The sequence below is a fragment of the Pedococcus sp. P2_E5 genome, assembly GCF_056403895.1.
The window spans coordinates 1-25044 of the sequence record NZ_JBFUEP010000055.1 but is presented as its reverse complement, the minus strand read 5'-3'; the positions used below and the strand labels follow the sequence as shown (position 1 = coordinate 25044).

At 70.4% G+C, this 25044-nt stretch carries 19 protein-coding genes; 15 read left to right on the top strand and 4 right to left on the bottom strand.

Translation table 11 applies throughout. From position 1 onward, the window contains the following. Positions 1-34 precede the first annotated feature (34 nt). Complete coding sequence (locus tag AC1DVZ_RS16945; protein WP_477619365.1) at positions 35-2266, bottom strand: FG-GAP-like repeat-containing protein; 2232 nt, start codon at positions 2264-2266, stop codon at positions 35-37. Between the two features lie 259 nt (positions 2267-2525). Continuing rightward, positions 2526-3278, bottom strand: a complete 753-nt coding sequence (locus AC1DVZ_RS16940; RefSeq protein ID WP_477619364.1) for an acylneuraminate cytidylyltransferase family protein — start codon at positions 3276-3278, stop codon at positions 2526-2528. Between the two features lie 62 nt (positions 3279-3340). On the opposite strand from AC1DVZ_RS16940, the gene AC1DVZ_RS16935 reads away from it, so the two are divergent. From AC1DVZ_RS16935 to AC1DVZ_RS16905, 7 genes are all read left to right on the top strand, one after another. Beyond that, positions 3341-3997 (top strand): NeuD/PglB/VioB family sugar acetyltransferase, encoded by a 657-nt coding sequence (locus tag AC1DVZ_RS16935; protein WP_477619363.1) that lies wholly within the window; start codon positions 3341-3343, stop codon positions 3995-3997. A 37-nt stretch (positions 3998-4034) separates the two neighbouring features. Then, entirely contained in the window at positions 4035-5084 is a 1050-nt protein-coding gene (locus AC1DVZ_RS16930) for an N-acetylneuraminate synthase family protein (RefSeq protein ID WP_477619362.1), read from the top strand. After that, on the top strand, positions 5081-6280 hold the full coding sequence (neuC, locus tag AC1DVZ_RS16925) for a UDP-N-acetylglucosamine 2-epimerase (RefSeq protein WP_477619361.1): 1200 nt from the start codon (positions 5081-5083) through the stop codon (positions 6278-6280). Before AC1DVZ_RS16930 ends, neuC begins: the two co-directional genes overlap by 4 nt. Beyond that, on the top strand, positions 6277-7335 hold the full coding sequence (locus tag AC1DVZ_RS16920) for a nucleotidyltransferase family protein (protein ID WP_477619360.1): 1059 nt from the start codon (positions 6277-6279) through the stop codon (positions 7333-7335). The genes neuC and AC1DVZ_RS16920 overlap by 4 nt, the downstream gene beginning before the upstream one ends. Continuing rightward, the gene (locus AC1DVZ_RS16915) at positions 7332-8372 is read left to right on the top strand and encodes an SDR family NAD(P)-dependent oxidoreductase (RefSeq protein WP_477619359.1); all 1041 of its coding nucleotides are present in this window, start codon (positions 7332-7334) and stop codon (positions 8370-8372) included. The genes AC1DVZ_RS16920 and AC1DVZ_RS16915 overlap by 4 nt, the downstream gene beginning before the upstream one ends. Then, a complete protein-coding gene (locus AC1DVZ_RS16910) occupies positions 8369-9550 on the top strand; it encodes an aminotransferase class I/II-fold pyridoxal phosphate-dependent enzyme (protein WP_477619358.1) in 1182 nt (393 codons plus the stop codon). Before AC1DVZ_RS16915 ends, AC1DVZ_RS16910 begins: the two co-directional genes overlap by 4 nt. A 119-nt stretch (positions 9551-9669) precedes the next feature. Beyond that, positions 9670-10836: an acyl-CoA dehydrogenase family protein gene (locus AC1DVZ_RS16905; RefSeq protein WP_477619357.1), complete on the top strand. Its 1167-nt coding sequence runs from the start codon at positions 9670-9672 to the stop codon at positions 10834-10836. Between the two features lie 36 nt (positions 10837-10872). Here AC1DVZ_RS16905 and AC1DVZ_RS16900 read toward each other — a convergent pair whose 3' ends face one another. Continuing rightward, complete coding sequence (locus AC1DVZ_RS16900; RefSeq protein WP_477619356.1) at positions 10873-12132, bottom strand: LCP family protein; 1260 nt, start codon at positions 12130-12132, stop codon at positions 10873-10875. A gap of 161 nt (positions 12133-12293) precedes the next feature. On the opposite strand from AC1DVZ_RS16900, the gene AC1DVZ_RS16895 reads away from it, so the two are divergent. Next, a complete protein-coding gene (locus AC1DVZ_RS16895; RefSeq protein WP_477619355.1) occupies positions 12294-13862 on the top strand; it encodes an LCP family protein in 1569 nt (522 codons plus the stop codon). Further along, complete coding sequence (locus tag AC1DVZ_RS16890) at positions 13859-14890, top strand: glycosyltransferase (protein ID WP_477619354.1); 1032 nt, start codon at positions 13859-13861, stop codon at positions 14888-14890. Before AC1DVZ_RS16895 ends, AC1DVZ_RS16890 begins: the two co-directional genes overlap by 4 nt. A 14-nt stretch (positions 14891-14904) precedes the next feature. Here AC1DVZ_RS16890 and AC1DVZ_RS16885 read toward each other — a convergent pair whose 3' ends face one another. Next, complete coding sequence (locus AC1DVZ_RS16885) at positions 14905-16980, bottom strand: DUF6541 family protein (RefSeq protein WP_477619353.1); 2076 nt, start codon at positions 16978-16980, stop codon at positions 14905-14907. A 121-nt stretch (positions 16981-17101) separates the two neighbouring features. On the opposite strand from AC1DVZ_RS16885, the gene AC1DVZ_RS16880 reads away from it, so the two are divergent. From AC1DVZ_RS16880 to AC1DVZ_RS16855, 6 genes are all read left to right on the top strand, one after another. Next, positions 17102-19756: a CDP-glycerol glycerophosphotransferase family protein gene (locus tag AC1DVZ_RS16880; RefSeq protein WP_477619352.1), complete on the top strand. Its 2655-nt coding sequence runs from the start codon at positions 17102-17104 to the stop codon at positions 19754-19756. A 91-nt stretch (positions 19757-19847) separates the two neighbouring features. Then, positions 19848-20648, top strand: coding sequence for an ABC transporter permease (locus tag AC1DVZ_RS16875; protein WP_477619351.1), 801 nt, complete (start codon positions 19848-19850; stop codon positions 20646-20648). Then, positions 20649-21395 carry an ABC transporter ATP-binding protein gene (locus AC1DVZ_RS16870; protein ID WP_477619350.1) on the top strand — a complete coding sequence of 249 codons (747 nt, stop codon included), beginning with the start codon at positions 20649-20651 and terminating at the stop codon, positions 21393-21395. A gap of 91 nt (positions 21396-21486) precedes the next feature. Continuing rightward, a complete protein-coding gene (locus AC1DVZ_RS16865; RefSeq protein ID WP_477619349.1) occupies positions 21487-23520 on the top strand; it encodes a DUF5941 domain-containing protein in 2034 nt (677 codons plus the stop codon). After that, the gene (locus tag AC1DVZ_RS16860) at positions 23517-24332 is read left to right on the top strand and encodes a CDP-alcohol phosphatidyltransferase family protein (protein WP_477619348.1); all 816 of its coding nucleotides are present in this window, start codon (positions 23517-23519) and stop codon (positions 24330-24332) included. Before AC1DVZ_RS16865 ends, AC1DVZ_RS16860 begins: the two co-directional genes overlap by 4 nt. 46 nt (positions 24333-24378) lie before the next feature. Beyond that, positions 24379-25044: hypothetical protein (locus tag AC1DVZ_RS16855; RefSeq protein ID WP_477619347.1), on the top strand; the 666-nt coding region annotated here is incomplete at its 3' end.

Here is a 25044-nt window from a genome sequence, read left to right as displayed (position 1 = left end):
GGGGCCGCAGCCCTTCGCTGTCAGGTGAATCAGGTCAGCTGGTCAGCACGTAGGGGTTCCAACCGGAGCTCACGAAGTAGACCTGGCCACCGTTGACGACACCGTCGCCGTAGCTCTGGTAGTAGAGCAGCGCGCCGTCCGAGCGTCGGGCCAGCAGCCCGGTCTGACCGATGAGGAACTCCGGGCTGGCGAGCGCCGTCATGGCGTTCCACCCCTTGCCCAAGGACCTGCGAGCACCCAGCTTGCCGGTCCCGAGACCCGGGTAGAGCCACAGGATGCCGGTTGAGCGCTCCCTGGCCAGCACGTCCTGGCGGTTGTCGTAGTTCCAGTCGCCGATGCCGACGATGGCGTTCATCGCGTTCCAGCCGGCACCCAGCGAGCTGCGGGCGCCGAGCGTCCCGTTGCCTGCGCCGGGGTAGAACCACAGAACTCCGCCGGAGTCACGGGCCACCAGGTCGGCCCGCCCGTCACCGTTGAGGTCGCCGGTGCTGGCCACGGCGTAGCTGCCCCAGCCGCCACCGACCCGCACCCTCGCGGGGAACTTGGCGGCACCCGCACCGGCGTAGTACCAGAGGACCCCGGCCGCGTCGACCGCGAGGACGTCGCCGCGGTTGTCACCGTTGAGGTCGCCGGCGGCGACGATCTGACGGTAGATCTGCCAGCCGGCGCTCACTCGGACTCGAGGGGCCACCAAGGTGTCCGCGTTCATGGGGTAGACGTAGAGCGTCCCACTGGAGTCCCGGGCCAGGATGTCGTTGTTGGCGTCCGTGGCGAAGTCGGAGGTCCCCTTCGACAGCGGCTGGCGCACGTCGTACCCGTAGAAGCCACCCTCTTGGGAGCGGTCGTGTCCGATCGACGTCTCCGTCACGTCAGAGGTCGACGCCAGGTCCACACGGTTGACGCGGTAGATGGACGCGCTCGGGTCGGCCGGGTCCGGGGTCTCGAGGTAGTAGTAGAGGCTCTTCTCGTCGGGTGTGACGACCGGCCAGGCGAGGTAGCCGTCGACGCCGGACTGCACCGGCAACACCACGCCACCGCGGTCCCGCACCAGGAGGGCGGCGGTGCCTTCCGGCTCGAGGGCGGTGTAGTAGATGCTGCCGCTGCGCGTCATGGTCGGGTCGAACCCACCCGATGTGCCCGCGAGGGGGGTCGGCGACCCACCGGTGCGAGGAATGAGGACCAGGCCGTCCGTGTCCAGCTCACCGGCCGCCAGGATGGTGTCGGAGGTCATCTTGCCCGGGAGGTCGAGCCAGTCGGGCGTGATCAGGCCGGCGCTACCGATCACCGCGGTGAGGGCGTGGCGGCCGACGACATTGGTGACGTAGAGGCCTGCGGACGAGCTGTCGGCGTCGTTGACGGCGCCGACGACCAGGTAGCGGCCGTCCGGTGAGAAGGCCGGCTCGGTGAGCACCAGGCCGGACGGTGCGGGCGTCGACCAGAGGACGGCACCGGTGGAGGCGCGGCGAACGGTCAGGCTCCAGGCGCCGGCGGCCGAGAGGTCGGTCGTGGCGATGTACGCCCCGTCCGCGGAGTACGTGGGGCCGCTCGACTCGGACGTGGCGACCGGCATCGCGAGGGACACGTCGTTCTGCTCGTAGACGTGGGACTGGCCCGCGAAGACCGCGTCGGGGTAACCCCAGCCGTCGTTGCTGTAGAGGCTGAGCCCGAAGCCGTTGGCATCGATGTCGCACACGTAGCTCTCGGAGGCCAGCTTGACGGTCAGCCGGTAGGAGGCCGCAGCCTTGGGAGCCTGTGTCAGGTCCTTGTAGCTCGTGTCCGAGGCGGCCAGCGAGGAGTTGAGGACGGTGAGTGCACCGTTGCTGCGCCGGCGGGAGACGGTGTAACCCACCGCGCCGTCCGCCGCGTCCCAGAGCAGCCACGTGTGGTCGTTGGTCTGGGTGGCGTCGATGTTCAGGCCGTCGCAGCGGGGGTCGGAGGCCGCGGCGAGACCCCTCGGGGAAGCGCTGCTCGTGGAGGGTGCCCATGAGCCGGAGTCAGGCGTGGGCTCGGCACCGATCGCGGTACCCGTGCGCGCCTTGACGGTGGCGGTCTGGGCCGGGCTGAGCAGGGCCGAGGTGTGCGGGCCCTTGCCGGCCCTCACGGACCGGGTGAGCTCGGCGAGGCGTTCGATGTGACGGGCCTTGCCCGTGACCTTCGGCGTGAGCGAGGTGTTGGCAGAGGCCGTCCCCGCCGTGACGGCGCCGGTGGCGACGACCGCAGTGGCGACGCAGGTCGCCACCAGGCGACCAGTGGTGGAGCGGGTCATGTGTAGTGATCCCCCGAGGAGTGGTGAAAGGTGTCGGGTGCAAATCTAGGCTGCGACGGGCTTTTCGGCACGACAGTTGGCTACAGATCGGTCGATCCGTCGGTCGGGCGACCTGTCTGGCCGGCGGCGACCGGGTGGACACGCCGTCGCGCCGGCCCCCGCAGGTGGCGCAACGGCATACCTTCGAGGAGCCGGCGTCAGCCGCCGATGGCGTAGGGGTTCCCGCCGTTGGTCTGGTGCCACCAGAGTCGCTGATCGGCTACGACTCCAGCCAGGGGAGTGTCACGAAACCCCTGTCGACGAGCGCCTGCAGCAGCTCGAACTCGTACTCGTAGTCGATTGCGAACGCCTGCGCTTCGGGGATCTCGACCATGCCGTGCCGGCCCTCGTCGAACCACGAGTCACGCATCCGCAGGACGAACTCGCGCCGCCAGACGTAGAAGTTGCCGTTGATCCGCAGGTAGCGCTCGGCATCCTGACGACGCGTGATGCCAACGCCCTCGGTGTAGTAGCGCGAGAGCACGTCGGGGTCTTCCGCGGAGGGCTTCACCCCCACCCAGGTGGGGTTGAACGTGGGCTGCGAGACGCTGATGATGCCGTCGAGCTGGGAGTCGCCGGCCAGCAACCTCATCACGGCATCGTCGATCTGCGCGGGTTGCCTCACGGGACTCGTCGGGTCGATGAGCAGCAGTGCGTCGTAGGGCTCGTCGCCGGACTCCTCGACGGCTCGCAGCGCGTGCTGGAGGACGGGCGCCATGGGAGTGCTGTCCTCGGCCAGCTCCGCAGGCCTCAGGAACGGCACGTCCCCACCCAGCCCGCGCGCGACGTCGGCGATCGTCTGGTCGTCGGTCGACACGATGCATCGCGACAGCGAGGGAACGAGTGCGGCGGCGCGGATGGAGTGTCCGATGAGAGGCAGCCCCGACAGCGGCCTGATGTTCTTGCCGGGCAGCCCCTTCGAGCCGCCTCGGGCCGGGATCACCGCCAGGACGCGGGGTGCGGAGTCGGTCACTGCTGCCTCTGCTCTCGTGGGGGTGTGGCGGGGGTAGAGGTCCTTCCGAGTACGTTGTCAGCATGTCAGAACCCACGGTGCAGGTGTCCGCGGCGACGTGGATCGTGCTGGGTGCAGGTGGACATGCGCGCAGCGTCTGCGACGTGATCGAGCGGGCGGGTGGTCTGGTGGTCGCGGTGGCAGGAGACCCCGGGGGCTCGCCCTGGGCGGTTCCGGTGCTCGCCGATGACCACGCCGCCGTGGCCAGGGCCCTGGAGGAGGGGCACCGGGTCGCGCTGGGAGTCGGTGCGAACTCCGCCCGCGCTGCCCTCATCGAGCGGTTGGTGCAACGTCAGGCGTCGGTGCCCCCCGTGCTCGCGCTGACGGCGTCCATGGCGCGTGATGCCGAGGTCGGCATCGCGTCGGTCATCCACGAGCACGCGCACGTCGGACCACTGGCGCGGGTGGGCCGCGGTGTCATCGTCAACACCGCCGCGGTCGTCGAGCACGACTGCGTCATCGGGGATGCTGCTCACATCGCCCCTGGGGCCGTGCTGCTCGGAGCAGCACGCGTCGGGGCCGGCGCGATGGTCGGTTCGGGTGCGCGCATCCTGCCTGGCCGCACCGTCGGCGCGGGTGCGGTGGTGGGCGCCGGAGCCGTCGTGCGGGACAATGTGGCGCCTGGCCGGACGGTCGTGGGCGTCCCGGCCGTCGAGCTCGGCTCGACGGCGGGCCCCTGAGCCCCTGCTGACCACGACCACGAGGAGAGAAGCACCCATGCGCACTGCCGAGATCGCGGGCCGGACCATCCCCACAGCCGGGGAGGTCTACGTCATCGCCGAGGCGGGAGTGAACCACAACGGCGACCTCGCCCTCGCCCATGAGCTCGTCGACGTCGCGGCCGAGTCCGGCGCGGACGCGGTGAAGTTCCAGACCTTCGACCCGGCGATGCTCGTCTCCAGCACCGCGTCGTCGACCCCCTACCAGCGCGCCCGTGGCGGAGCCCAGGACCAGCGCTCGCTGCTGGAGGCGCTCACCCTGCCGCAGACGGCGTGGGCCGAGCTCCAGGCGCACGCCGCGGAGCGCAGCATCACCTTCCTCAGCACGCCGTTCGACACCGCCAGTGCGGAGATGCTGGTCGCTCTCGGCCTTCCCGCCCTCAAGGTGTCGTCCGGTGAGCTCACCAACATCCCCTACCTGCGCGTCCTGGCCTCGCTCGACGTGACCCTGCTCGTCTCGACGGGCATGGGCACGGCGCAGGAGGTCGCGGATGCCGTGAGCGCCTGCGAGCAGGCACCTGGACTGGTCCTCTTCCACTGCGTCTCGGCCTACCCCGCGCCGATCCAGGAGTGCAACCTCCGGGCCATCCCCGCGATGCAGGAGGCACACGGCATACCCGTGGGTTGGTCCGACCACACGCCCGGACTGACCACGGCGCTGGGCGCGGTCGCCCTCGGGGCGAGCATCCTCGAGAAGCACTACACGACCGACCGCACCCTGCCCGGCCCGGACCACAGGGCCTCGCTCGAGCCCGCGGAGCTGACCGACTACGTGACCCAGACCAAGGTGCTGGCCCTCGGGCTCGGTGACGGGATCAAGCGGCGGATGCCGTCGGAGGAGGAGAACGCGGCACTGGTTCGACGCAGCTGGCACGCGGCCGCAGACCTCGCCGAGGGCACCGTCCTCGGCGACGAGCACCTGCTCCTGCTGCGGCCCGAGGGTGGCGTCAGCCCGGCCGTCGACATCCGCGGCCGTGGCCTCGGCCGGTCGGTGCAGGCCGGCGCTCCCATCGGCGAGGACGACCTGTCGCCCTCAGGAGCCCGATGACCGCCACGCGGCACCCGCTGCGCGTGGCTGTCTTCGTCGGCACGCGGGCGGACCTCGGTCCGCTGTCGCCGGTCATCACCGCGCTCGCTGACGCACCCGACGTCGACCTGCACCTGTTCACCGGCGTCGCCTACGGCGGCGACGAGCTGGCCGCGGCACTCCCGGCCACCGACCGGGTGGGCGGCTGGCGCGACGCCGTCCACGAGCTGGCCGAGCCGATCGGCGCGATCAGCGTCGACGCGATGCTCGAGCACGGCCCGCGGCTGGCGGCGGGCGCGTCCCGGCTGCTCCGGGAGGTCGCGCCCGACGTGTTCGTCGTGCTCGGCGACCGGTGGGAGCTCTTGTATGCCGTACCGCCGGCGTTCTTTGCGGGCGTCCCCATCGTGCACCTGCACGGGGGCGAGGTGACCGAGGGTGCCCTGGACGAACGCGTCCGGCACGCCATCAGCAAGCTCGCCGACCAGCACTGCGTGGCGTCCGAGGATGCCGCCGCCAGGCTGCGCCAGATGGGTGAGCCCGCTGACCGCGTGCACGTGACCGGCGCGCCCGGTCTGGACCGGCTGGCCAGCGTCGGTCCGTACTCCGACGCCGAGCTGGGCGACCAGCTCGGGGTGCCCGTGCGTCGACCGGTCGCGCTCTTCACGTACCACCCTCCGACCGCCGAGGCGGGTGCGCCGGTGGGCCCGTGGGCGGCCGAGGCGCTGGCTGCGACGCTCGAGCACTGCGGGACCGTGGTGGCCACCTACCCGGGCATGGACTCCGGACGCGAGGACATCATCGCGGCCATCCTCGCGGCGGCCGGCACCCATCCCGGGGTCGTCGTCGTCGAGGCTCTCGGAGCGCGCTTCCCGCGGGTCCTGGCGAGCGTCGACGTCGTGGTCGGCAACTCCTCCTCCGGGATCATCGAGGCCGCCGCGGCCCACCTGCCGGCGGTCAACATCGGCGCGCGGCAGCAGGGCAGGCTGCGGGGCGACAACGTCGTGGACGTGGCCGAGGGCAGGGCGGCTGTCGCCGATGGCCTCGCGGTCGCGCTCAGCCCGGAGTTCGGTGAGCGAGCCCGCGCGGCGGTCAACCCGTACGGGAGCGGGGACTCGAGTGACCGCATCCTCGATATCGTGCGGCAGGCGCCCGCCTCGCCGCGCGTCAAACCTTTCGTCGACCTGGCGTCGGCGATCCAGATCGAGGAGGACCGGTGACCCAGCGCCAGCTGCAGGAAGCCTGCGCCCCGACCACCGCGAGCCTTCGTGACGTCGCGATCGTGATCGACACGCTGGCCTCGTCGTTGTGCATGCTCACCGAGCCCGACGGTCGGCTGGCCGGGCTGCTGACCGACGGCGACGTCCGTCGGGCGCTGCTCCGGGGAGCACACCTCGACGACCCAGCACTCGCGCACGCCACGACGTCCCCGCAGACCGTCGCCGCAGGCTCGCCGCGGGCCCTGGTGCTCGACCTCATGCGCGCCCTGCGCATCTCGGCCGTCCCCGAGGTCGAGGAGGACGGCACCGTCGTCGGCCTGCACACCCTCTCCGACGTGGTGGGGGCCGAGCCCCTGCCCAACATCGCGGTGATCATGGCAGGGGGGAAGGGCACCCGACTGGGTGACCTCACGAAGAACACCCCCAAACCCCTGATGACGGTGGCGGGGCGGTCCATCATCGAGTGGATCGTCCTCAACCTCGTCGGTGACGGCATCCGTGAGGTCTACGTCAGCGTCAACCACCTCGCCGACCAGATCGAGGAGCACCTCGGTGACGGCAGCCGGCTCGGGTGCGTCGTGCGCTACCTGCGCGAGGACCCCGACCACCCGCTGGGCACGGCGGGGTCGCTCACCCTGCTGCGTCAGGAGCGCGGCGACCTCGTCGACCCGGTGATCGTCATGAACGGCGACCTCATGGTCGAGTTCGACACCGGCCAGCTGCTGGAGTTCCACCGTCGCCGAGAGGCCCAGGTCACCATGGGGGTCCGCAGCTACCAGCACGAGGTTCCCTTCGGTGTGGTCGAGAGCAACGACCAGCACCTCGTCACCGCGGTGACCGAGAAGCCGACGATCCGCTTCAACATCAACGCGGCCGTGTATGCCGTGGAGCCGGCAGCGCTGGCTCTGCTCCCCGAGGGACAGGCCAGTACGATGCCGGGACTGGTCCAGCAGTGCCTGGACCGCGGTGACCGTGTTGCCGCATGGACGATTTCCTCCGACTGGATCGATGTGGGCACCCCCGTGGACCTGGCCCGCGCGAAAGGACAGGCGTGACCGACGCTGAGCTCACCCCCCAGGCCATGCAGGGCAGCCTTCAGGGCAAGACCGTGCTGGTGACCGGGTCCGACGGCTTCATCGGCAGTCACCTGGTCGAGCGCCTCGTGGCCGACGGGGCCCACGTCCGCGCGTTCTGCCTGTACAACTCCAACGGCTCGACGGGGTGGCTCGACGAGTCCGAACCGTTCAAGCAGGCGGTCCGTGACGGCCAGGCGGAGGTCATCCTCGGGGACATCCGCGACCCCGAGCACGTGCTGGCGTCCGTCGAGGGGGCCGATGCGGTGCTGCACCTCGCCGCGCTCATCGCCATCCCGTTCTCCTACGTCGCGCCACGCTCCTACGTCGAGACCAACATCATCGGCACGCTCAACGTCCTCGAGGCCGTGCGTCGCCACGGGACGCCGCGCATGGTCAACACCTCGACGTCGGAGGTCTACGGCACGCCCGAGGAGGTGCCGATCACCGAAGCCCACCCGTTGCGGGGTCAGTCGCCCTACTCGGCCACCAAGATCGGCGCCGACAAGATGTGCGAGTCCTACGCGCTGTCCTTCGACACCCCCGTCACGACCCTGCGCCCGTTCAACACGTTCGGGCCCCGGCAGTCGTTCCGGGCGGTCATCCCCACCGTGCTGTCCCAGCTGCTCGCCGGAGCCACCCAGGTCAAGCTCGGCGCCATCTCGCCCAAGCGCGACTTCACCTACGTCACCGACACCGCTGACGGTTTCGTGCGCGCCGCCCTCGCGGAGGTCGCCCCCGGCACCACGGTGCAGCTGGGCACCGGCCGCACGGTCTCGGTCGGTGAGGTCGTCGACCTCTGCAAGAAGGTCACGGGTTCCACCGCCGAGATCGTGACCGACGAGGCCCGGCTCCGTCCCGACGGATCCGAGGTCGAGATCCTGCTGTCCGACCCCTCGAATGCGCACGCCACCTTCGGGTGGGCTCCCACCGTCTCGCTGGAGGAGGGCCTGTCCCGGACTGCGGAATGGCTGCGGCCGCGGGTCGACGCGGAGACCGCAGGGCGCTACCACCGATGAGCGTCCCCGCCGGAGAGGCCCACGCACCGGGCGCCCGTGGCCCGGAGGGCACCATCCCCCTCGCGGTTCCCAACATCGGAGCGCTCGAGCGTCGCTACGTGCTCGAAGCGGTCGAGTCGGGCTTCGTCTCGTCGGTCGGCCCGTTCGTCAACGAGTTCGAGCAGCGGTTCGCCGAGCGCGTCGGCAGCCGGTTCGCCGTCGCCTGCTCGACCGGCACGGCCGCCATCCACATCGCCTTGCTCCTGCTCGACGTGGGGCCGGGCGACGAGGTCTTCTGCTCGGACTTCACCTTCGTGGGTTCGGTCAACCCGATCGCCTACACGGGCGCGACAGCCGTCTTCATCGACTCCGAGACCGACACCTGGAACCTGGACCCGGCGCTGCTCGAGAGCGAGCTGGCACGTCGTCAGCAGGCCGGAGAACCCATGCCCAAGGCGGTCGAGGTGGTCCACGTCCTGGGCCAGCCGGCCGACCTCGAGGCCATCGTCCCGATCTGCGAGCGGTACGGCGTGCCGATCCTCGAGGACGCCGCAGAGTCGCTGGGTGCCTCCTACGCCGGGACCGGACCGCTGGCGGGCAAGCACACCGGCAGCGTGGGCAGGGTTGGCGCATTCTCCTTCAACGGCAACAAGATCGCCACCACGGGTGGCGGCGGGATGCTCGTCACGGACGACGAGGAGCTGGCCCGCCGGGCCCGTCACCTCACCACCCAGGCCAAGGTTCCGGACGTCGGCTACCTCCACGACGAGGTGGGTTACAACTACCGGCTCACGAACATCGCTGCCGGCCTCGGGCTGGCCCAGCTCGAGCGGCTGGATGAGTTCGTGTCGCGCAAGCACGAGATCGCTGCGCGGTATGACGAGGCGCTGCGCGACACCCCGCTCGTCCTCCCACCGAGGCTGGAGGGCTACGACGCCACCTACTGGCTCTACTCCGTCCTGACCCCCCAGGCGGACGGCCGGGACGCCTTCCTGGCCCACCTCAACGACCACGGTGTCGGGGCGCGGGCGCTGTGGCGACCCCTGCACCTGCAGCCGCCGTTCGCCGACCTGGCCGTCCTCGGGGGAGAGGTGGGCACGAGCCTGTTCACGCGCGGAGTCTCACTGCCGTGCGCGACCGAGCTGACCGACTCCGACCAGCAGCGGGTCATCGACGCGGTTCTCGCCTACTTCGGCTGACCCCGACGTGCTGCTGGTCGCCCGCTGCCGGTCGACCCACGCATCGCGGGCAGCGGGGTGGCGGGCGACACACGCGGGGGCGGGGACGCCGCGGCATACCAGCGGGTAACCTGAAGTCCGTGAGCACCGGTAACCACGACTTCGACCTGTTCAAGATCTCCGAGGACCACGAGGCCCTGCGCGAGGCGGTGCGGGCCGTGGCCGAGGACAAGATCGCTCCGTATGCCGCGGCCGTGGACGAAGAGGCGCGCTACCCCCAGGAGGCGCACGACGCCCTGGTGGCCTCGGACTTCTTCGCACCGCACATCGCCGAGGAGTACGGCGGTGTGGGCGCTGACGCCCTCGCGACGTGCATCGTCATCGAGGAGGTCGCCCGGGTGGACGCGTCCGCCTCGCTCATCCCGGCCGTCAACAAGCTCGGCACGATGCCGCTGATCATCGCGGCGAACGACGACGTGAAGAAGCGCTACCTCACGCCCCTCGCGGAGGGGAGGACGACGTTCTCCTACGGGCTGTCCGAGCGGGAGGCCGGCTCCGACACCGCGGCCATGAAGACGCGTGCGCGGCGCGACGGCGACGACTGGGTCGTCAACGGCCAGAAGTCCTGGATCACCAACGCCGGCGTCTCCGAGTACTACACCGTGCTCGCGGTCACCGACCCCGACGGCAAGCGCGGCAACAACGTCACGGCCTTCGTCCTGGAGAAGTCCGACGAGGGCTTCACCTTCGGCGAGAAGGAGCGCAAGCTCGGCATCAAGGGGTCCCCGACCCGCGAGCTGCACTTCGATAACGTCCGCATCCCCGGCGACCGGATCGTGGGCGCGGAGGGTGAGGGCCTGAAGATCGCCCTCGCGACCCTCGACCACACCCGCGTCACGATCGGTGCGCAGGCCGTCGGGATCGCCCAGGGGGCACTGGACTTCGCGGTCTCCTACGTCAAGGAGCGCAAGCAGTTCGGCAAGCACATCGCCGAGTTCCAGGGCATCCAGTTCATGCTCGCCGACATGGCGATGGCCGTCGAGGCCGCGCGCCAGATGGTCTACGTCGCGGCGGCCAAGTCCGAGCGGGGCGACAAGGACCTGCCCTTCTTCGGGGCGGCCGCCAAGTGCTACGCCTCGGACGTCGCCATGCAGGTGACCACCGACGCCGTCCAGCTGCTCGGTGGGGCGGGCTACGTCCGCGACTTCCCGCTCGAGCGGATGATGCGCGACGCGAAGATCACCCAGATCTACGAGGGCACCAACCAGATCCAGCGCGTCGTGATGGCCCGCCAGATCCTGGCGTGACGACGAGGTATGCCGCCCACGCGGCATACCGTGCCCTCAGCCGCCGGAGGGCTTGCCGTCGGTACCGGCCGGGGGTGCCTCGAGCGGCTCGTCGTTGCGGAGCATCGTGAACAGCGCCTTGGCGCGCTGGGTGTTCCACTTGACCGAGCTGCCGGCCGACGTCTGGTAGTTCACGCTCTGGATCGGGACCACCAGGCTGAGCCCCTCGTCGTTCGAGACGGCCCGCATCGCGAGCAGCACCCGGCTGGCGTCACGCAGCGAGGTGTCCTCCCCGACGATGAGGCCCTTGGCCGCGGCGTGGGTGAACCCCCAGTAGCGCGTCGGCACGAGCACGGTGGAGGGGGTGGCGGCCTTCTTCATGATCGCGGCGAGGAACTGGCGCTGACGCTCGGCGCGGCCGATGTCGCCGCGCGGGTCGGAGTAGCGGGAGCGGACGAAGCCGAGGGCGTTCCTGCCGTCGAGGACCTGACACCCCTTCTTCAGGTTGATGCCGGCCTTCTTGTCGTTCATGCGGAACGGCACGCAGATGGTGACGCCGTCCACGCTGTCGACGACCGACGCGAAGCCGGCGAAGCCGATCTCGACGTACCCGTCGATGTGCAGGTCGGTCACCTGCTCCACGGTCTGGACCAGCAGGTTCGGGCCGCCGAAGGCGAAGGCTGCGTTGATCTTGTTGCTGCCGTGTCCGGGGATGGGCACGTAGGAGTCGCGCGGGATCGAGATGAGCGCGGGCTTGCCACCGCTCTGGGAGACGTGCACCAGGATGATCGAGTCGGTGCGGCGGCCCGCGGCGTTGCCGGTGGCRTACTCCTTGCGCTGGGCAGCGGTGAGCCCCTCGCGACTGTCCGACCCCACGAGCAGGTAGGTGAACCCCTTGCTCTCCGGGGGGCGGGTGCCGGCGGGCGTGGTGTCGACCTTGGTCACCGAGTTCCACGCGTGCAGCGGGGTGAAGACCATGAACGCGACCCACGCCACGATGATGAGCAGGACGACCCGCACGACGGGGAACCGGCGCCGGCGCCGACGGGGCGACGTCTCGTCCTCGTGTGCCACCGGGCCTGCGGGCGCCCCGTTCGCGCCACGGGCGGGCGCTGCGGAGCCGACGGGGGGTAGGGGAGCCGACTCGGCCGCGCGGGCAGCCTTGTCGCGCCGCCGACCACGCACGTCGACGGTGTAGACCCCTTCACCCTCGGGTGTCCCCTCGCCGTCCGGCAGCCCCCCGGCGTCGGCGCCGCTGCCACCGCCACCCTGGGGGATGGGGCGTGCGTCGTCGGGGCCTTGGGGGCGTCCACTCATGCGGCAAGTCTGGGGTGAGGGGGGTGGCCGGGGCAAAACGCGCACGGAAGTCGCCTCGACGCAGAACTGCCGATTCCATGACGAACCGGCCTCGCGACACGACACTCTGTAATCCCACGCGTCACAGAATTCTCACCTGTTGCGTCCCATACTGATGCACCATGAGCCGCCCGACCGTCGCCGATCCGGGATCGGTCGTCCCTCGCCGCGCGACCGGCCCCCGGCCGTCGCCCACCGGCTGGCCGGCTGACGGCGTCTACCTGTCGGGGGGCCCCGGTCGTCGACTGGGCGATGCCACCCCGGCCAGCCCACGGATGCGACGACGGCGTGCGTTCACCCTGGTCGCCCTCACGTTGGTGCTCCCGGGTGCCGCGCAGCTCGTGGCAGGGAACCGTCGCCTCGGACGCGTCGGTCTGCGGGTGTGGCTGACGCTGCTCGCGCTCCTCGTCGCGGTGGGACTGCTCTTCCTGGCGAGCCGGTCGACGGCCCTCGGGCTGGTCGGCCGACCGTGGCTGATGCTGGGCCTGCAGTGGGTGCTCACGGGCTTCGCGGCCCTGTGGGCCGTGCTCTTCGTGGACGCATGGCGGCTGGGCCGCCCGGGCGGGCTCGTCGCCGCCTCGCGGCGCTGGCTCACCGGGCTGACGGCCGCGCTGCTCGTGGTCACCTCCGGCGGCCTCGTGTATGCCGCGCAGACGGTGGGTGCCGGGCGCGAGGCCCTGGGGGCGATGTTCCAGGGCAACAGCGCGATCGCGTCGACCAACGGGCGGTACAACATCCTGCTGCTCGGGGCCGACTCCGGCCGCGACCGGGTCGGCACCCGGCCGGACAGCATCCAGCTGGTCAGCCTCGACGAGAGGACCGGCCGAGCAGTGACGTTCGGCTTCTCGCGCGACACGGAGAACATCAACTTCCGCCCGGGCTCCACCATGGCGCGGCTGATGCCCGAGGGCTGGAACTGCGGCGACGAGTGCCTGCTCAACGGCCTCTACACCTGGGGGCAGGAGCACGCGGCGCTGTTCCCCGCAGGCACCCGCGACCCGGGCATCGTGGCGACTCGAGAGGCGGTCGAGGCGCTCAGCGGTCTCGACGTCCACTACTACGTGATGATCGACCTCAAGGGCTTCCGCAAGATGGTTGACGCCGTCGGCGGTCTCGACATCACCGTCAAGCACCGCACGCCGATCGGTGGGGGCACGTCGCCCATCATCGGGTGGATCGAGCCCGGTCACCAGCACCTCGACGGGTACCACGCCCTGTGGTACGCCCGTTCCCGCCAGGGCTCGACCAACTACGAGCGGATGGCCAGGCAGCGGTGCGTCACCACGGCCATGGCCAGCCAGCTCGATCCCCAGACCGTGCTGCTGCGCTTCCAGAAGATCGCCACGGCGAGCGCCGGGCTGATCGAGACCGACCTGCCCCAGTCCGAGCTCGGACGCTTCGCCGACCTGGCCATCAAGACGCGCGCGCAGAAGATCCGCGGCGTCAACTTCGTCCCGCCGCTCATCAAGCCGTGGGACTACGACGCCTCCGTGGTCACCTCGACGGTCCGGGCCACCATCGCGGCGTCGGAGAAGGCAGGCGCCACCAGCTCGAAGAGCCAGGCACCGGCCGCGGTCCGGCCCGTGGTCAAGCCCAGGCGTCAACCGGGTACGACCGTCCAGGACCCTGCCAAGGCGGCGGGGAACGCGGCGGAGAGCGACCTCTCCTCCGTATGCTCGTCCTCCTCATGACCAGTACGCCACCTGACGAACCCCTCCACACGCCCCCGTTGTCGCCGGCGCTGCCGGCGCTGCCCAGCGTGGGAGTGGTGATGCCGATCCTCAACGAGGAGCGACACCTCGAGGAAGCCGTGGACGCCGTGCTGGGGCAGGACTACGACGGCCCGGTCCACCTGGTCCTCGCGCTCGGACCCAGCCACGACAGGACCGACGAGATCGCGCGGGGCATCACCGACCGCGAGCCCCGCGTGCGGAGCGTGGGCAACCCGTCGGGTCGCACCCCGGAGGCGCTGAACCTCGCCCTGGCCGCGCTCGACGAGGTCGACGTCGTCGTCCGCGTGGACGGCCACGGCGTGCTGGACCGCGACTACGTCAGGACCGCGGTGGGCCTCCTGGCCGAGACGGGGGCTGCCAACGTCGGCGGTCTCATGGATGCCGAGGGCGTCACGTCGTTCGAGCGGGCGGTCGCGGCAGCCATGACGTCACGGCTGGGGGTCGGAGCCGCACGGTTCCACACGGGTGGTGAGGCCGGAGCGGCCGACACGGTCTACCTCGGCGTGTTCCGGCGTGACTGGCTCAGCAGGCTGGGCGGCTACGACCCGCGTTTCGTCCGCGCCCAGGACTGGGAGCTCAACCACCGGATCCGCGAGGCAGGCGGGCTGGTGTGGTTCTCACCCAGGCTCCGGGTGGCCTACCGCCCGCGTCCGACCCTGGCGGCCCTGGCCCGGCAGTACCGCGACTACGGCCGGTGGCGGCGGGTCGTGGCCCGCACCCACGCGGGCACCATCAACGCGCGCTACCTCGCCCCTCCGGCGGCGCTCGTCGGGTTCCTCGCCGGACTCGTGGGGGGCTTCGTCTGGTGGCCCCTGTGGCTGGCCCCCGCGGCATACCTGACCCTCACCACCCTTGGCGGGCTGACGGTCCGCGACGCACGGCTGCGCGCGGCCGACCGGCTGTGGCTGCCGGTCATCCTCCCCACCATGCACCTGTGCTGGGGCTGGGGATTCCTGTCCAGCCGAGTGCGGGTCGACGACGTCTGACGACCAGCGGTCGCCTATCCGGCGCAGCGGGTCAGGCGGTAGAGCGTGTAGGGCCCGGACGTCTCCACCTTCGTCCAGCCGGACGAGCCGCCCACGGCGTCGATCCCGACGTACTCCCGCATCCGGTCACCGACCCACGCGAACGGACGGCCGCCGGTGATGGCCCACTCCACGTGCTCGCGCTTCGCCGCGGCGCAGACCTCGGGGTCGGTCTGCACCTGGTCGAGTTTCAGCGCGAGCAGCTCGCGGTCGCCGGGCAGGTTCGCCTTCTCCGTGGGGATGAGCAGGTCCCGCCCGCTGACCACGTAGAGATAGGTGCCTCCGTTCCACGGGTTCGCGGCCACCGCGGCCGTGTCCGGGATGCGCTGTGCCAGGGTGTGCAGGGCGCGCAGCTCCCCGTTGCTCGCCCAGGAGTTCGCCGACCTCGGGTGGAAGTAGCGGTTCAGGATCTCGCCGTGCGCCGCCACGTACTCATGCGTTCCGACCACGAAGACCGACAGCACTCCGGCTGTGGCGATGAGTGTGGCGCCGGCCAGTCGCCGGAGCCTGCCCGCGAGGAGGTCCACGACGGCGACGAGACCAGCCGCGGCGGCGATGGCGGTCGGCAGGATCGCGACAGCCTGGAGCCGGACGGCGTTGTTGTACCAGGGCCACGTGAGGTTGCGCAGCCATCGGGTGTCGATGGCGACGTTGACCCAGTAGAGGCCGAACATCACGACCATGGCGGCGACGATCCAGCGTGCGCCCCGGAATCGCACCAGGAGGGCGAGAACGCCGATGCCGGTCACGACGGTGAGGACGGGCAGGTAGGAGGCGCCGCGTGGCGCAAGGAGCACGAGGTCGGCGAGCGCGGCCCGGACGGGCAGCTCTGGGCCGATCGCTCCGGTGTTGAGCATGGCGGCGGGTCGCACGACCGTGGCAGCCGCGTACACGAGGCCAAGCGCGACCACCGTCCCGGCGGCCAGCGCAAGGGCGCGCCTCGGTCGATGTCGCTTCCGCTCGGCCCACGCGCGGCCCAGGACGAGGCCGGCGAGGAAGATGATCGCGAAGACGCCGAAGCTCATGACGGCGTTTGGGTGCGCCAGGCCGAGTCCGGGCAGGCCCAGCAGCACGATGGCTGCCGCCGTGAGCGGGGGTGCGAGGGTGTACGCCGGGACGGCGCGACGGCCGAACAGCGCCACGAAGGCCACGAGGTATGCCGGCAGGAGGGTCTCGCCGAACAGGTTGGGCCACAGGACCCCGAAGCCCATGAGGAAGTAGGGGTAGCCCGTGAACGCCACGCAGGTTGCCGCAGTGGCCAGGACGACCGGGGTCCGCCGCCCCAGCACGGACTGTGCCAGCGCGATGCACCCGATGGGCCACACCAGGCCGGCAACCGCGAGCACGAACACGGAGGTCGAGACCGCCACGGGAACGCCGGCGAACTGCGCGATCGTCGCGGTGAAGCCGTGGAAGGCCGCAGGGTAGAAGCCGGTGCCGGTCAGGGTGATGTAGCCGTTGGCGGTCAGTGACGAGATGTCGCCACGTTCGAGCATCCACTGGGCGTCGGCAAGGTGGAAGATCGTGTCGGGGTGCTGGGGGAAGGCCTCAGGGGTGTTCGACACCTTGATGAGCGTGTAGGCCACGACGAGGAACGCGAACGCCACTCCGGCCACCGTGGCCCAGGTGGTGCTGTCGAGCCGGGCGGCGACACGTGCCCACTGGCCGGGGGTCACGTCCGGCGACGAGGCGGCCGCCTCGCCCGCCGTGCTGTCGTCGTCCACTGCGCTGTCGCCGTCCACGCGGCGCCGATACCAGGGCCAGCGGGAAGCCAGCCGCGTCTCGGCCAGACCCACGAGCGCCGCCATCAGCCACATCAGCAGGATGCCGCACGCGAGGGGCACGAAGCCCCATCGCAGACCGACAAGGGGCGCCGCGATTCCCGTCATGGCCAGGCAGGACGTGGAGAGCACGGGTGCGACGGCCAGCGCCGCCAGGGGCCGCACGCGCGCGAGCAGTCCGGCCACAGTGCCCGGGACGAAGAGCAGCGCGACCGCCACGAGGAATGCCGGAAAGGCCTGAGGCCACGTCGTGGAGCCGGGGTTGAGCACCCGCGCACAGTACCCGACCCGGCTGGTCAGGCTCCTGCGCGACAGCCGGCGTGGGGTCACGGGAGTGCGGGCCGTACGATCGTTGCTCACCACCACCGACCGCACAGGAGGATCGACAGCGATGCGTCCCTTGCCGACGCCGGTCGCCATGCTCAAGCGAGTCGCGCGAAAGGCAGTCAAGACGGGGCCGATCGAGTGGCGCGCCTACGCCCGTCGGCTACCCGTCAGGCCCGACGTCGTGCTGTACGAGGCCTTCGCCGGCAACGGCGTGCTCGACAACCCCGAGGCACTCTTCCGGACGCTGCTGGCGGACCCTGACCAGGCGCACCTGCAGCACGTCTGGGCGCTCAAGCGCCCCAAGCAGCACTCCGCCGTCGTGCGCGAGTTCGCCGACGACCGCAGGGTCTCCTTCGTGAAGTACAGGTCGCCTGCCTACTTCAAGGCTCTGTCCACCGCTGGCCTCCTGGTCAATAACGCGTCCTTTCCCTCCGAGTTCAACAAGCGGCCGGGGCAGGTCTACGTCAACACCTGGCACGGCACGCCCCTCAAGTACATGGGCTACGACGAGCCGCAGGGCGCCGAGCCGACGCGCAACGTCGTGCGCAACTTCGTCATGGCCGACTACCTGCTCTCGAGCGGGGAGTTCATGACGCGCACGATGTACGAGGGCGCGTTCCGGCTGCGCAACATCTACCGGGGCCGGATCCTCGAGTACGGATTTCCCCGCACGGACCGGCAGTTCATCGACGAGGCACGTCGCGAGGAGGTGCTGGAGAATCTTCGCGAGCGGGGTGTCACCGCGTTCGGTCGCATCGTTCTCTTCGCCCCGACCTGGCGCGGCGAGTCCTTCTACGCCCCCAACAACGACGCGCGGCTGCTCGGCGAGCGGGTCCACAAGCTGCGGGCCGAGCTGCCCGCGGACACCACGGTGCTCCTCAAGGTGCACCAGCAGGTCTACGAGTTCGCTGTCGAGCAGCCGGAGCTCGCGTCCTTCCTCGTGCCGAACGACGTCCCGACCAATGAGATCCTCGGGACCACGGACATCCTCGTGACCGACTACTCCAGCGTCTTCTTCGACTTCCTGGACACGGGTCGCCCGGTCGTCTTCTTCACCCCCGACAAGGCGGACTACTCCGAGACCCGCGGGCTCTACCTGAGCAGCGCCGAGCTCCCGGGTCCCAGCGCGGTCACACCCTCCGAGCTGGCCACGCTCCTCAACGCGGTCGGCACGGGGGAGGCTCTTGACCCGCTGGTCAGCCACGCGTCCGCGTATGCCGAGGCGCGGCAGCGGTTCGCAGCCGCAGAGGACGGACACGTCTCCGAGCGGGTCCTTTCGACAGTGCTGTCCGGGACCACGGAGGGGCCTGGCATCGTCGAGGCCTCCAACGACGGCCGCGAGAAGCTCCTCGTCTTCCTGGGCGGGATGAAGTCCAACGGAATCACCACGTCGGCCCTCAACCTGCTCGCCAACGTCGACTACGACCGTTTCGACGTGTCGGCGGTCTACGACCACAGTCGCAACGAGGACCGCCTGAAGAACGCCGAGGCCATCGACCCGCGAGTGCGGCGGTTCGCCCGGATCGGCGCGTTCGCTCCGGGGAAGCGGCACCGCGGTCGACGCCGCGCCCTGCTGTCCCACGGCGCAGACATGGACCCCAGGGACTTCCGGACCATGCTCGACCTGCTGGGCGACGAGTGGCACCGCTGCTTCGGGCCGACGCGGTTCGACTACGTCGTGGACTTCAGCGGGTACTCGCCGTTCTACGCGTTCCTGCTGACCCTGGCCCCAGCCAGTGCCAAGTCGATCTGGATGCACAACGACCTGCTCGCGGACCAGATGCGCGAGGTCGAGGGACACCGTCCGCACGAGGCCAATCTGCGATCGGTGTTCTCCTCGTATCGGCACTACGACCACCTGGTGTCCGTCTCCGATGCGCTGCGCGAGATCAACCAGAAGAACCTGCGCCAGTACGCACCACCCGAGAAGTTCACCTACGCGCGAAACCCGATCGACCACCACCGGATCCTTCGCCTGGCCCATGGACCGGCCGGTGGCGAGGACGTCTGGAGCAGCCATCCGGTGCTGTCCACCATGCCTCTCGCCGTCGAGCCGGAACTGGCGGTCAGCGAGTCGGCGGCCGTGATCGCCGAAGCCCACGGCCTCCAGTCGATGCGGGACGAGATCGAGCGGCGGCTGGCGATCGCCACCATCGTGCCACCGCGCAAGGGCGTCAAGACGTTCGTGACGGTCGGCCGCCTCTCGCCGGAAAAGAACCACGAGCGGATGCTTCGGGCGTTCGACCTCGTCCACCAGGAAGACCCGGACACGCGACTGGTGCTGGTGGGCTACGGGCCGCTGGCCGAGAAGCTCGAGCGCACTGCCAAGCAGCTGGGGCTGGCGCAGTCCGTCACCTTCGCGGGTCTGCAGCACAACCCCTTCGCGATCATGGCGAACTCCGATGTGTTCGTGCTGTCCAGCGACTACGAAGGCCAGCCCATGGTGATCCACGAGGCACGCGTGTTGGGACTGCCGGTCGTGACGACCGCTTTCGGCTCGGTGAAGGGTGCGATGGACGAAGGTGTGGGTCTGGTCGTGCCCCGTGACCACGAGGCGCTGGCCGAGGGGATGCGGGCGGCGCTGCGTGGCGAGGTGCCGAACCCTCCCTTCGACGCCGACGCGTACAACCGAGAGGCCATGGACGACTTCTACCGTGCCATCGGTGCCGGCATCGGGCCGAAGGTCCGGGACGGCGCCGAGGCACGGCCTCCCCTGTGAACCGTCCCGTCGGCGGGTTCTGCGTGGGTCTGCTCTCGCGCACCGTAGACTCCGTCGGCGGTACCCCCCGAGAGGACGACAGGCAACGCACATGATTCTGGTGTCCCAGTTCTCGGCGCTCATGCGCAAGCGCCAGATTCTCGCAACGCTGGTGAGGCGCGACCTGCGTGTTCGCTATGCCCGAAGCGTGCTGGGCTACCTCTGGACGGTGGTCGACCCCCTGGCCATGGCGGGGGTGTACTTCGTCGTCTTCACGATGATCCTCAAGGCGCGGCACACGGGGTACCACCCCTACTTCCTCTACCTGCTCGTGGGCCTGTTGGCCTGGCAGTGGTTCTCACAGTCGATGACCGAGACGTCTCGTGCCCTGCTCAGCGAGGCCAGGCTGGTGCGTTCGACCAACCTGCCGCGCGAGCTGTGGGTGGTGAGGGTCGTCATCGCCAAGGGAATCGAGTTCACCCTCTCCCTTCCGGTCCTGGCCGTGTTCACCGTGTTCTACGTGATCAAGGGCGAGACGCACCTGCACTGGACGCTCCTGCTGTTCCCGCTCGGCATGGTGGTGCAGTTCCTGCTGATGTGCGGCATCGGGCTCATCCTCGCCCCCGTGACCACCCTCGTCACGGACACGCAGAGGGTCGTCCGGATCGCGCTGCGGATGGGCTTCTACACCACCCCGGTCCTCTACAGCGTCGACAACGCGCCCCACGCCATCCGGACCGTGCTCATGTTCAACCCCATGACGGGGGTCATGGAGATCTACCGTGCTGGGCTGTTCGGGGGTCAGTTCAACGTTCCCGCGATGGTCATCGGGACGATCCTGACCCTGGTCATCCTGGTTGCCGGCGTCATCATCTTCCCCCGCCTCGAGCCGGCCGTCCTCAAGGAGATCTGAGTGAAACCCATCATTGAGGTCAATGGACTCGGCATTGAGTTCTATCGCAACCGTCGGCGTCGGATCTCGTTGCGCGAAATGGTTTTCCAAGGACGCAGCTCCGCGCCGCGCGAGACCTTCTGGGCGCTGAAGGACATCTCCTTCACCGTGCAGCCAGGCGAGGCCGTGGGTCTCATCGGCGCCAACGGCGGTGGAAAGAGCACCCTGCTCAAGATGATCGCCGGCGTGCTGCTGCCCGACGAGGGCTCGGTGCGGGTCGGCGGCGGTGTGGCGCCTCTCATCGAGCTCACCGGTGGTTTCATGGGTGAGCTCAGCGCACGGGAGAACATCTACCTCACGGCAGGCCTGCACGGGCTCACCAAGGAGCAGATCGACGATCGGTTCGAGGGCATCGTGGACTTCGCCGGTCCGCAGGTGCGAGAGGCTCTGGACAGGCCCTTTCGGCACTTCTCCTCGGGCATGCAGGTGCGCCTGGGGTTTGCCGTGATCACGACCCTCGACGAACCAGTCGTGCTCGTCGACGAGGTCCTCGCCGTCGGCGACCGTGCGTTCCGCGAGAGGTGCTACAAGCGCATGGAGGACATGCTCAGTGGGGGCAGGACCCTGTTCCTCGTGTCGCACAGCGAGGCCGACCTCAAGCGCTTTGCCAAGCGCGGTCTCTACCTGCACAAGGGCGTGCTCGCCGGCGACGGCGCGGTCGGCGAGGTCATCGACCAGTACAACCACGACAGTGGCGCGGGGTCATGATGCTGGGCAGGGCCCGTCCCGACTCGGACGCGACCGGTGGGGCACGGCCCGGCGCGCTGGAGCGGCACACCCTCGACCTGGGCGCCGGGGCGTGACTGCGGGCACCCAGTCGTCCGTGGGCAACGCCGTTGCCCGGGCCGTTCACGGGCTGACGGCCGGTGCCGATGTCGTGCTCTTGGGTGGCAAGGGCCCGGCTGCGGTGTCGAACTCCCTTGCGGCGCTGGGGATCCCGGGTCCAGGAACCGCGCTCGTGGGTCCCCTCGACGTCCAGCTGGCTGGCCTCGCCGACACCCTCGAACGCACGGCCGACGTGCCGCTGGTTCTCGCCGCCCATGACCTCCAGATCTCCTACGTCGCCCTGCTCGACCTGCTGGACCGGCCCGGGGTGCTCACCGCAGCCCTCGTCGCAGACCCCTTGGCGATCGTCGAGGGGACGGCCAGCGCAACCCCCGCGCGCGTCGGCCGCGACGGCAAGCTGGTCGAGTCCGTTGGAACTCCGGCACACGCGGTGGGCGACCCGAGTGCCGTACTTCCCGGGCTGGTCCGCGTCGCCGGCGCCGACCGTCCCCGTGCGGCTGCACTCGTGCGAGCGGCCGTACCCCTCGTCCAGCCGTCCTGGGGCGCGGACGGTGTCGCGGCTGCCACCGTCGTGCTCGTCCGTGGTGGCCTCACCGTCCAGGCCAGCCCACTGGGACCCTTCGACTGGGCCCGCTCGGGCCTGCGGGCGGCCGGGGCGGCGGGGGACCCATGGCGCCAGCGGCTCCAGGGAGCCTCTCGCGGCGGCGACGGCTTCTTCTCCACGTTTGCGGTGCGGCCGCTCTCCCGGCGCGTCACCGGGGTGGGCCTGGGCATGGGGTGGACACCCAACGTCGTCACGGTCGTGTCGCTGGCCTTCGGTATCCTCGCGGCGCTCCTCGTCGCCACCGGTGCCCACTGGGCCTGGGTCGCAGCCGCGATCCTGCTGCTCGTAGCCCTCGTGGTCGACTGTGTGGATGGTGAGATCGCGAGGTTCACCCGGAGGTTCAGTCCGCTGGGGGCGTTCCTCGACGCCGTCGGCGACCGCGTCAAGGAGTATGCCGTGCTGGCCGCCGTTGCCTCGGTTGCAGTCCGCGAGGGTGCTCCCGGGTGGCCCGTCGCGCTGGCTGCGATGGCCGTGGTCACGCTCCGCCACCTCGAGGACTACGCCTACGAGGACCGACTTCGCGGTTCGCGCCGCAGCAGTGCCGACGTCCTCCCTGTCACGTCGGCCCACGACCTGTCGCAGCCGGGGGCGCGGACGACGTTCGCCGGGGCGCCCAAGGGCAGCACGCAGGTGGTGCACTGGGCGAAGAAGATCGTGCACATGCCCATTGCCGAGCGCTACCTGCTGATCTCCCTCACCCTGCTGACCCGCCGTCCGATGCTGGTCCTGTGGGCGCTGCTCGTCGCCGTCGGCATCGCCGTCGCGTGGACCCAGGGTGGGCGGCTCGCCGCCGTCCTCGCACGTCGGGACCCGACGTGGTTGGTGGCCGAGCGCCCCGCAGCCAGGGGTCGTCTCGACGAGCAGCTGGACCTCGGCCCCCTGGCCGGCCTCGCGGCCAAGCGGTGGCGAGCTCCATTCGGCGTCGGACTCCTCGGCGCGGCCGTCCTGGTCGTCGCCGTGCCGGTCCTGATCTGGTTCGACCTGCTGGCGGCTGCCGCCATCGTTACCCTGGCCGGCGCGTTCCTCGTCGCTTCGGGGTGGCAGCCGCCGGTCCATCACCCCCTCGGCTGGCAGGCTCCCGCGGCCCTGTGGGTCGCCGAGGTCCTGGCCGTCGGCGTCCTCGTGCACCACACGCTTGGCGACTGGACGGCAGCAGCCTTCGTCTATGTCGCGGCAGTGGCCTACCACCGCTACGACGTCGTCTACCGGCTGCGGGACACGGGGACCGCGCCGGCCGACTGGGTGGTCCGCGTCGGACTCGGCACCGAGGGACGGATCGTCGTGCTTCTCGTCATCGCCTCCCTCGCCCCCGACGCCGTCACGCCCCTCCTGTGGGCAGCCGCCGCGGTCCTCGCGGTGACCTACCTCGCCGAGTCGTTCGTCGGCTGGCGTCGGTGGATCGCTGCTCAGGGTGATCCGCTGCGGGGAGGCATCCGGACATGAACCAGATCGCCCATGACCCCACGGACAACCGGCCGACGATGGCCGAGCTGCGCGCGGTGGCCCAGCCTCCGGAGCACATCGCGCGCTACAACGCCGAGCACTGGTCCGGCGCCCTCTACATCCGGCACCTCTCCATCTACGCCACCAGGGCGATGCTGCCGACCGGGGTCACTCCGAACGGCGTCACCTGGCTGATGATTGCCGTGGGTGTGCTGGGCGCAGTGGCGCTGCCCCTGGGGGGACTCCTGGGGCCAATACTCTGCGTCGTCGCGATGCAGCTGCAGATCCTGCTCGACTGCAGCGACGGCGAGGTGGCTCGATGGCGACAGCGGTTCTCCCCGGCCGGGATCTACCTCGACCGGGTCGGGCACTACCTCACGGAGGCCGCGATCCCTGTGGCCCTGGGCCTGCGTGCAGACGGCTGGTCGCTGTCCGATCCGTTCGACGTGGATGGCTGGACGGTCCTGGGGCTGCTCGTAGCGGTTCTCGTCCTGCTCAACAAGGCCTTCACCGATCTCGTGCACGTCGCGCGTGCCAAGACCGGCCGTCCCATGCTCGAGGATGTCGCCACCGCGACGCGGTCCAAGGTCTCCGGTGTGGCTGCCGTCCGTCGGGCCATGGGCTACCTACCGATCTTCCGCGCCTTCGTCGCCGTCGAGGCCTCGCTGCTGGCCCTCGCCGCGGGCCTCGTGGACGTCGTGCGCGGCGACCTGGTCGGCACGCAGGTCCTGGTGGCAGTCATGGTTCCGCTGGCGGTCGTCACGGCAGGCGGCCACCTCTTGGGGGTCCTCACCAGCTCCCGGCTCGACTGAGGGCTGCGGTGCCGCGATGACATCCACTGGGCCACACGATGTCCTGGTGCTCCAGTGGGCCCAGGAAGACGGCGAGGTCGGCGGCGTGCTCACCAGCCACCGCCAGCTCTCGCGACAGCTGCAGGCGGCGGGCCATCGGGTGCGCTATGTGGACACCGGATCGGTCGTGCGTGCCGCGTCCGCCCTCCCGCACCTGTGGCGGCGACGTGCCCTGCACCTGTTCCACATCACCAGGCTGTGGCGCGCGATCGTCCTCGGACCGCTGTTCGCCGTGCTCCCGGGACGCACCGTGCTCGTGCTCCACTCTGGGTCGGTGGGTGGCCAGCTCGATGCCATGCGCCCCCTGGAGGCGCGCCTCCTGAGGCTCGTCCTGCGCGCCTACGACCAGATCTGGGCCGTCAACGACGAGATCGGCCGACGTCTGCCGGCGTCCCTGGCCCGTCGGGTCAGGGTGGTGGCACCGTTCGCCGCAGCGCCGCCACCCGCGAGCGAGCGCGATGCGCAGGCCTCCGCTCGCGATCCGCACCTGCTGGCCGTGGCGACCAATGCCGGGCTCGCGCACTACCGCGCCGAGCTCGCCGTCGATGCGGTGGCGCTGATCCGTGAGGTCTGGCCCGATGCCCGCCTCCGCGTCCTGGCCTACGGTCACGAAGGGGCCGGGCTCACCGCCCTCCGCGCCCGCCTTGTCGGCCTGCCGTGGGTGGAGCTGAGC

Bases quoted from the DNA above. Each gene is read 5' to 3' on its own strand.
- AC1DVZ_RS16945 (WP_477619365.1), bottom strand. From the start codon at position 2,266: ATGACCCGCTCCACCACTGGTCGCCTGGTGGCGACCTGCGTCGCCACT.
- AC1DVZ_RS16935 (WP_477619363.1), top strand. From the start codon at position 3,341: ATGTCAGAACCCACGGTGCAGGTGTCCGCGGCGACGTGGATCGTGCTG.
- AC1DVZ_RS16930 (WP_477619362.1), top strand. From the start codon at position 4,035: ATGCGCACTGCCGAGATCGCGGGCCGGACCATCCCCACAGCCGGGGAG.
- neuC (WP_477619361.1), top strand. From the start codon at position 5,081: ATGACCGCCACGCGGCACCCGCTGCGCGTGGCTGTCTTCGTCGGCACG.
- AC1DVZ_RS16910 (WP_477619358.1), top strand. From the start codon at position 8,369: ATGAGCGTCCCCGCCGGAGAGGCCCACGCACCGGGCGCCCGTGGCCCG.
- AC1DVZ_RS16895 (WP_477619355.1), top strand. From the start codon at position 12,294: ATGAGCCGCCCGACCGTCGCCGATCCGGGATCGGTCGTCCCTCGCCGC.
- AC1DVZ_RS16890 (WP_477619354.1), top strand. From the start codon at position 13,859: ATGACCAGTACGCCACCTGACGAACCCCTCCACACGCCCCCGTTGTCG.
- AC1DVZ_RS16880 (WP_477619352.1), top strand. From the start codon at position 17,102: ATGCGTCCCTTGCCGACGCCGGTCGCCATGCTCAAGCGAGTCGCGCGA.
- AC1DVZ_RS16875 (WP_477619351.1), top strand. From the start codon at position 19,848: ATGATTCTGGTGTCCCAGTTCTCGGCGCTCATGCGCAAGCGCCAGATT.
- AC1DVZ_RS16860 (WP_477619348.1), top strand. From the start codon at position 23,517: ATGAACCAGATCGCCCATGACCCCACGGACAACCGGCCGACGATGGCC.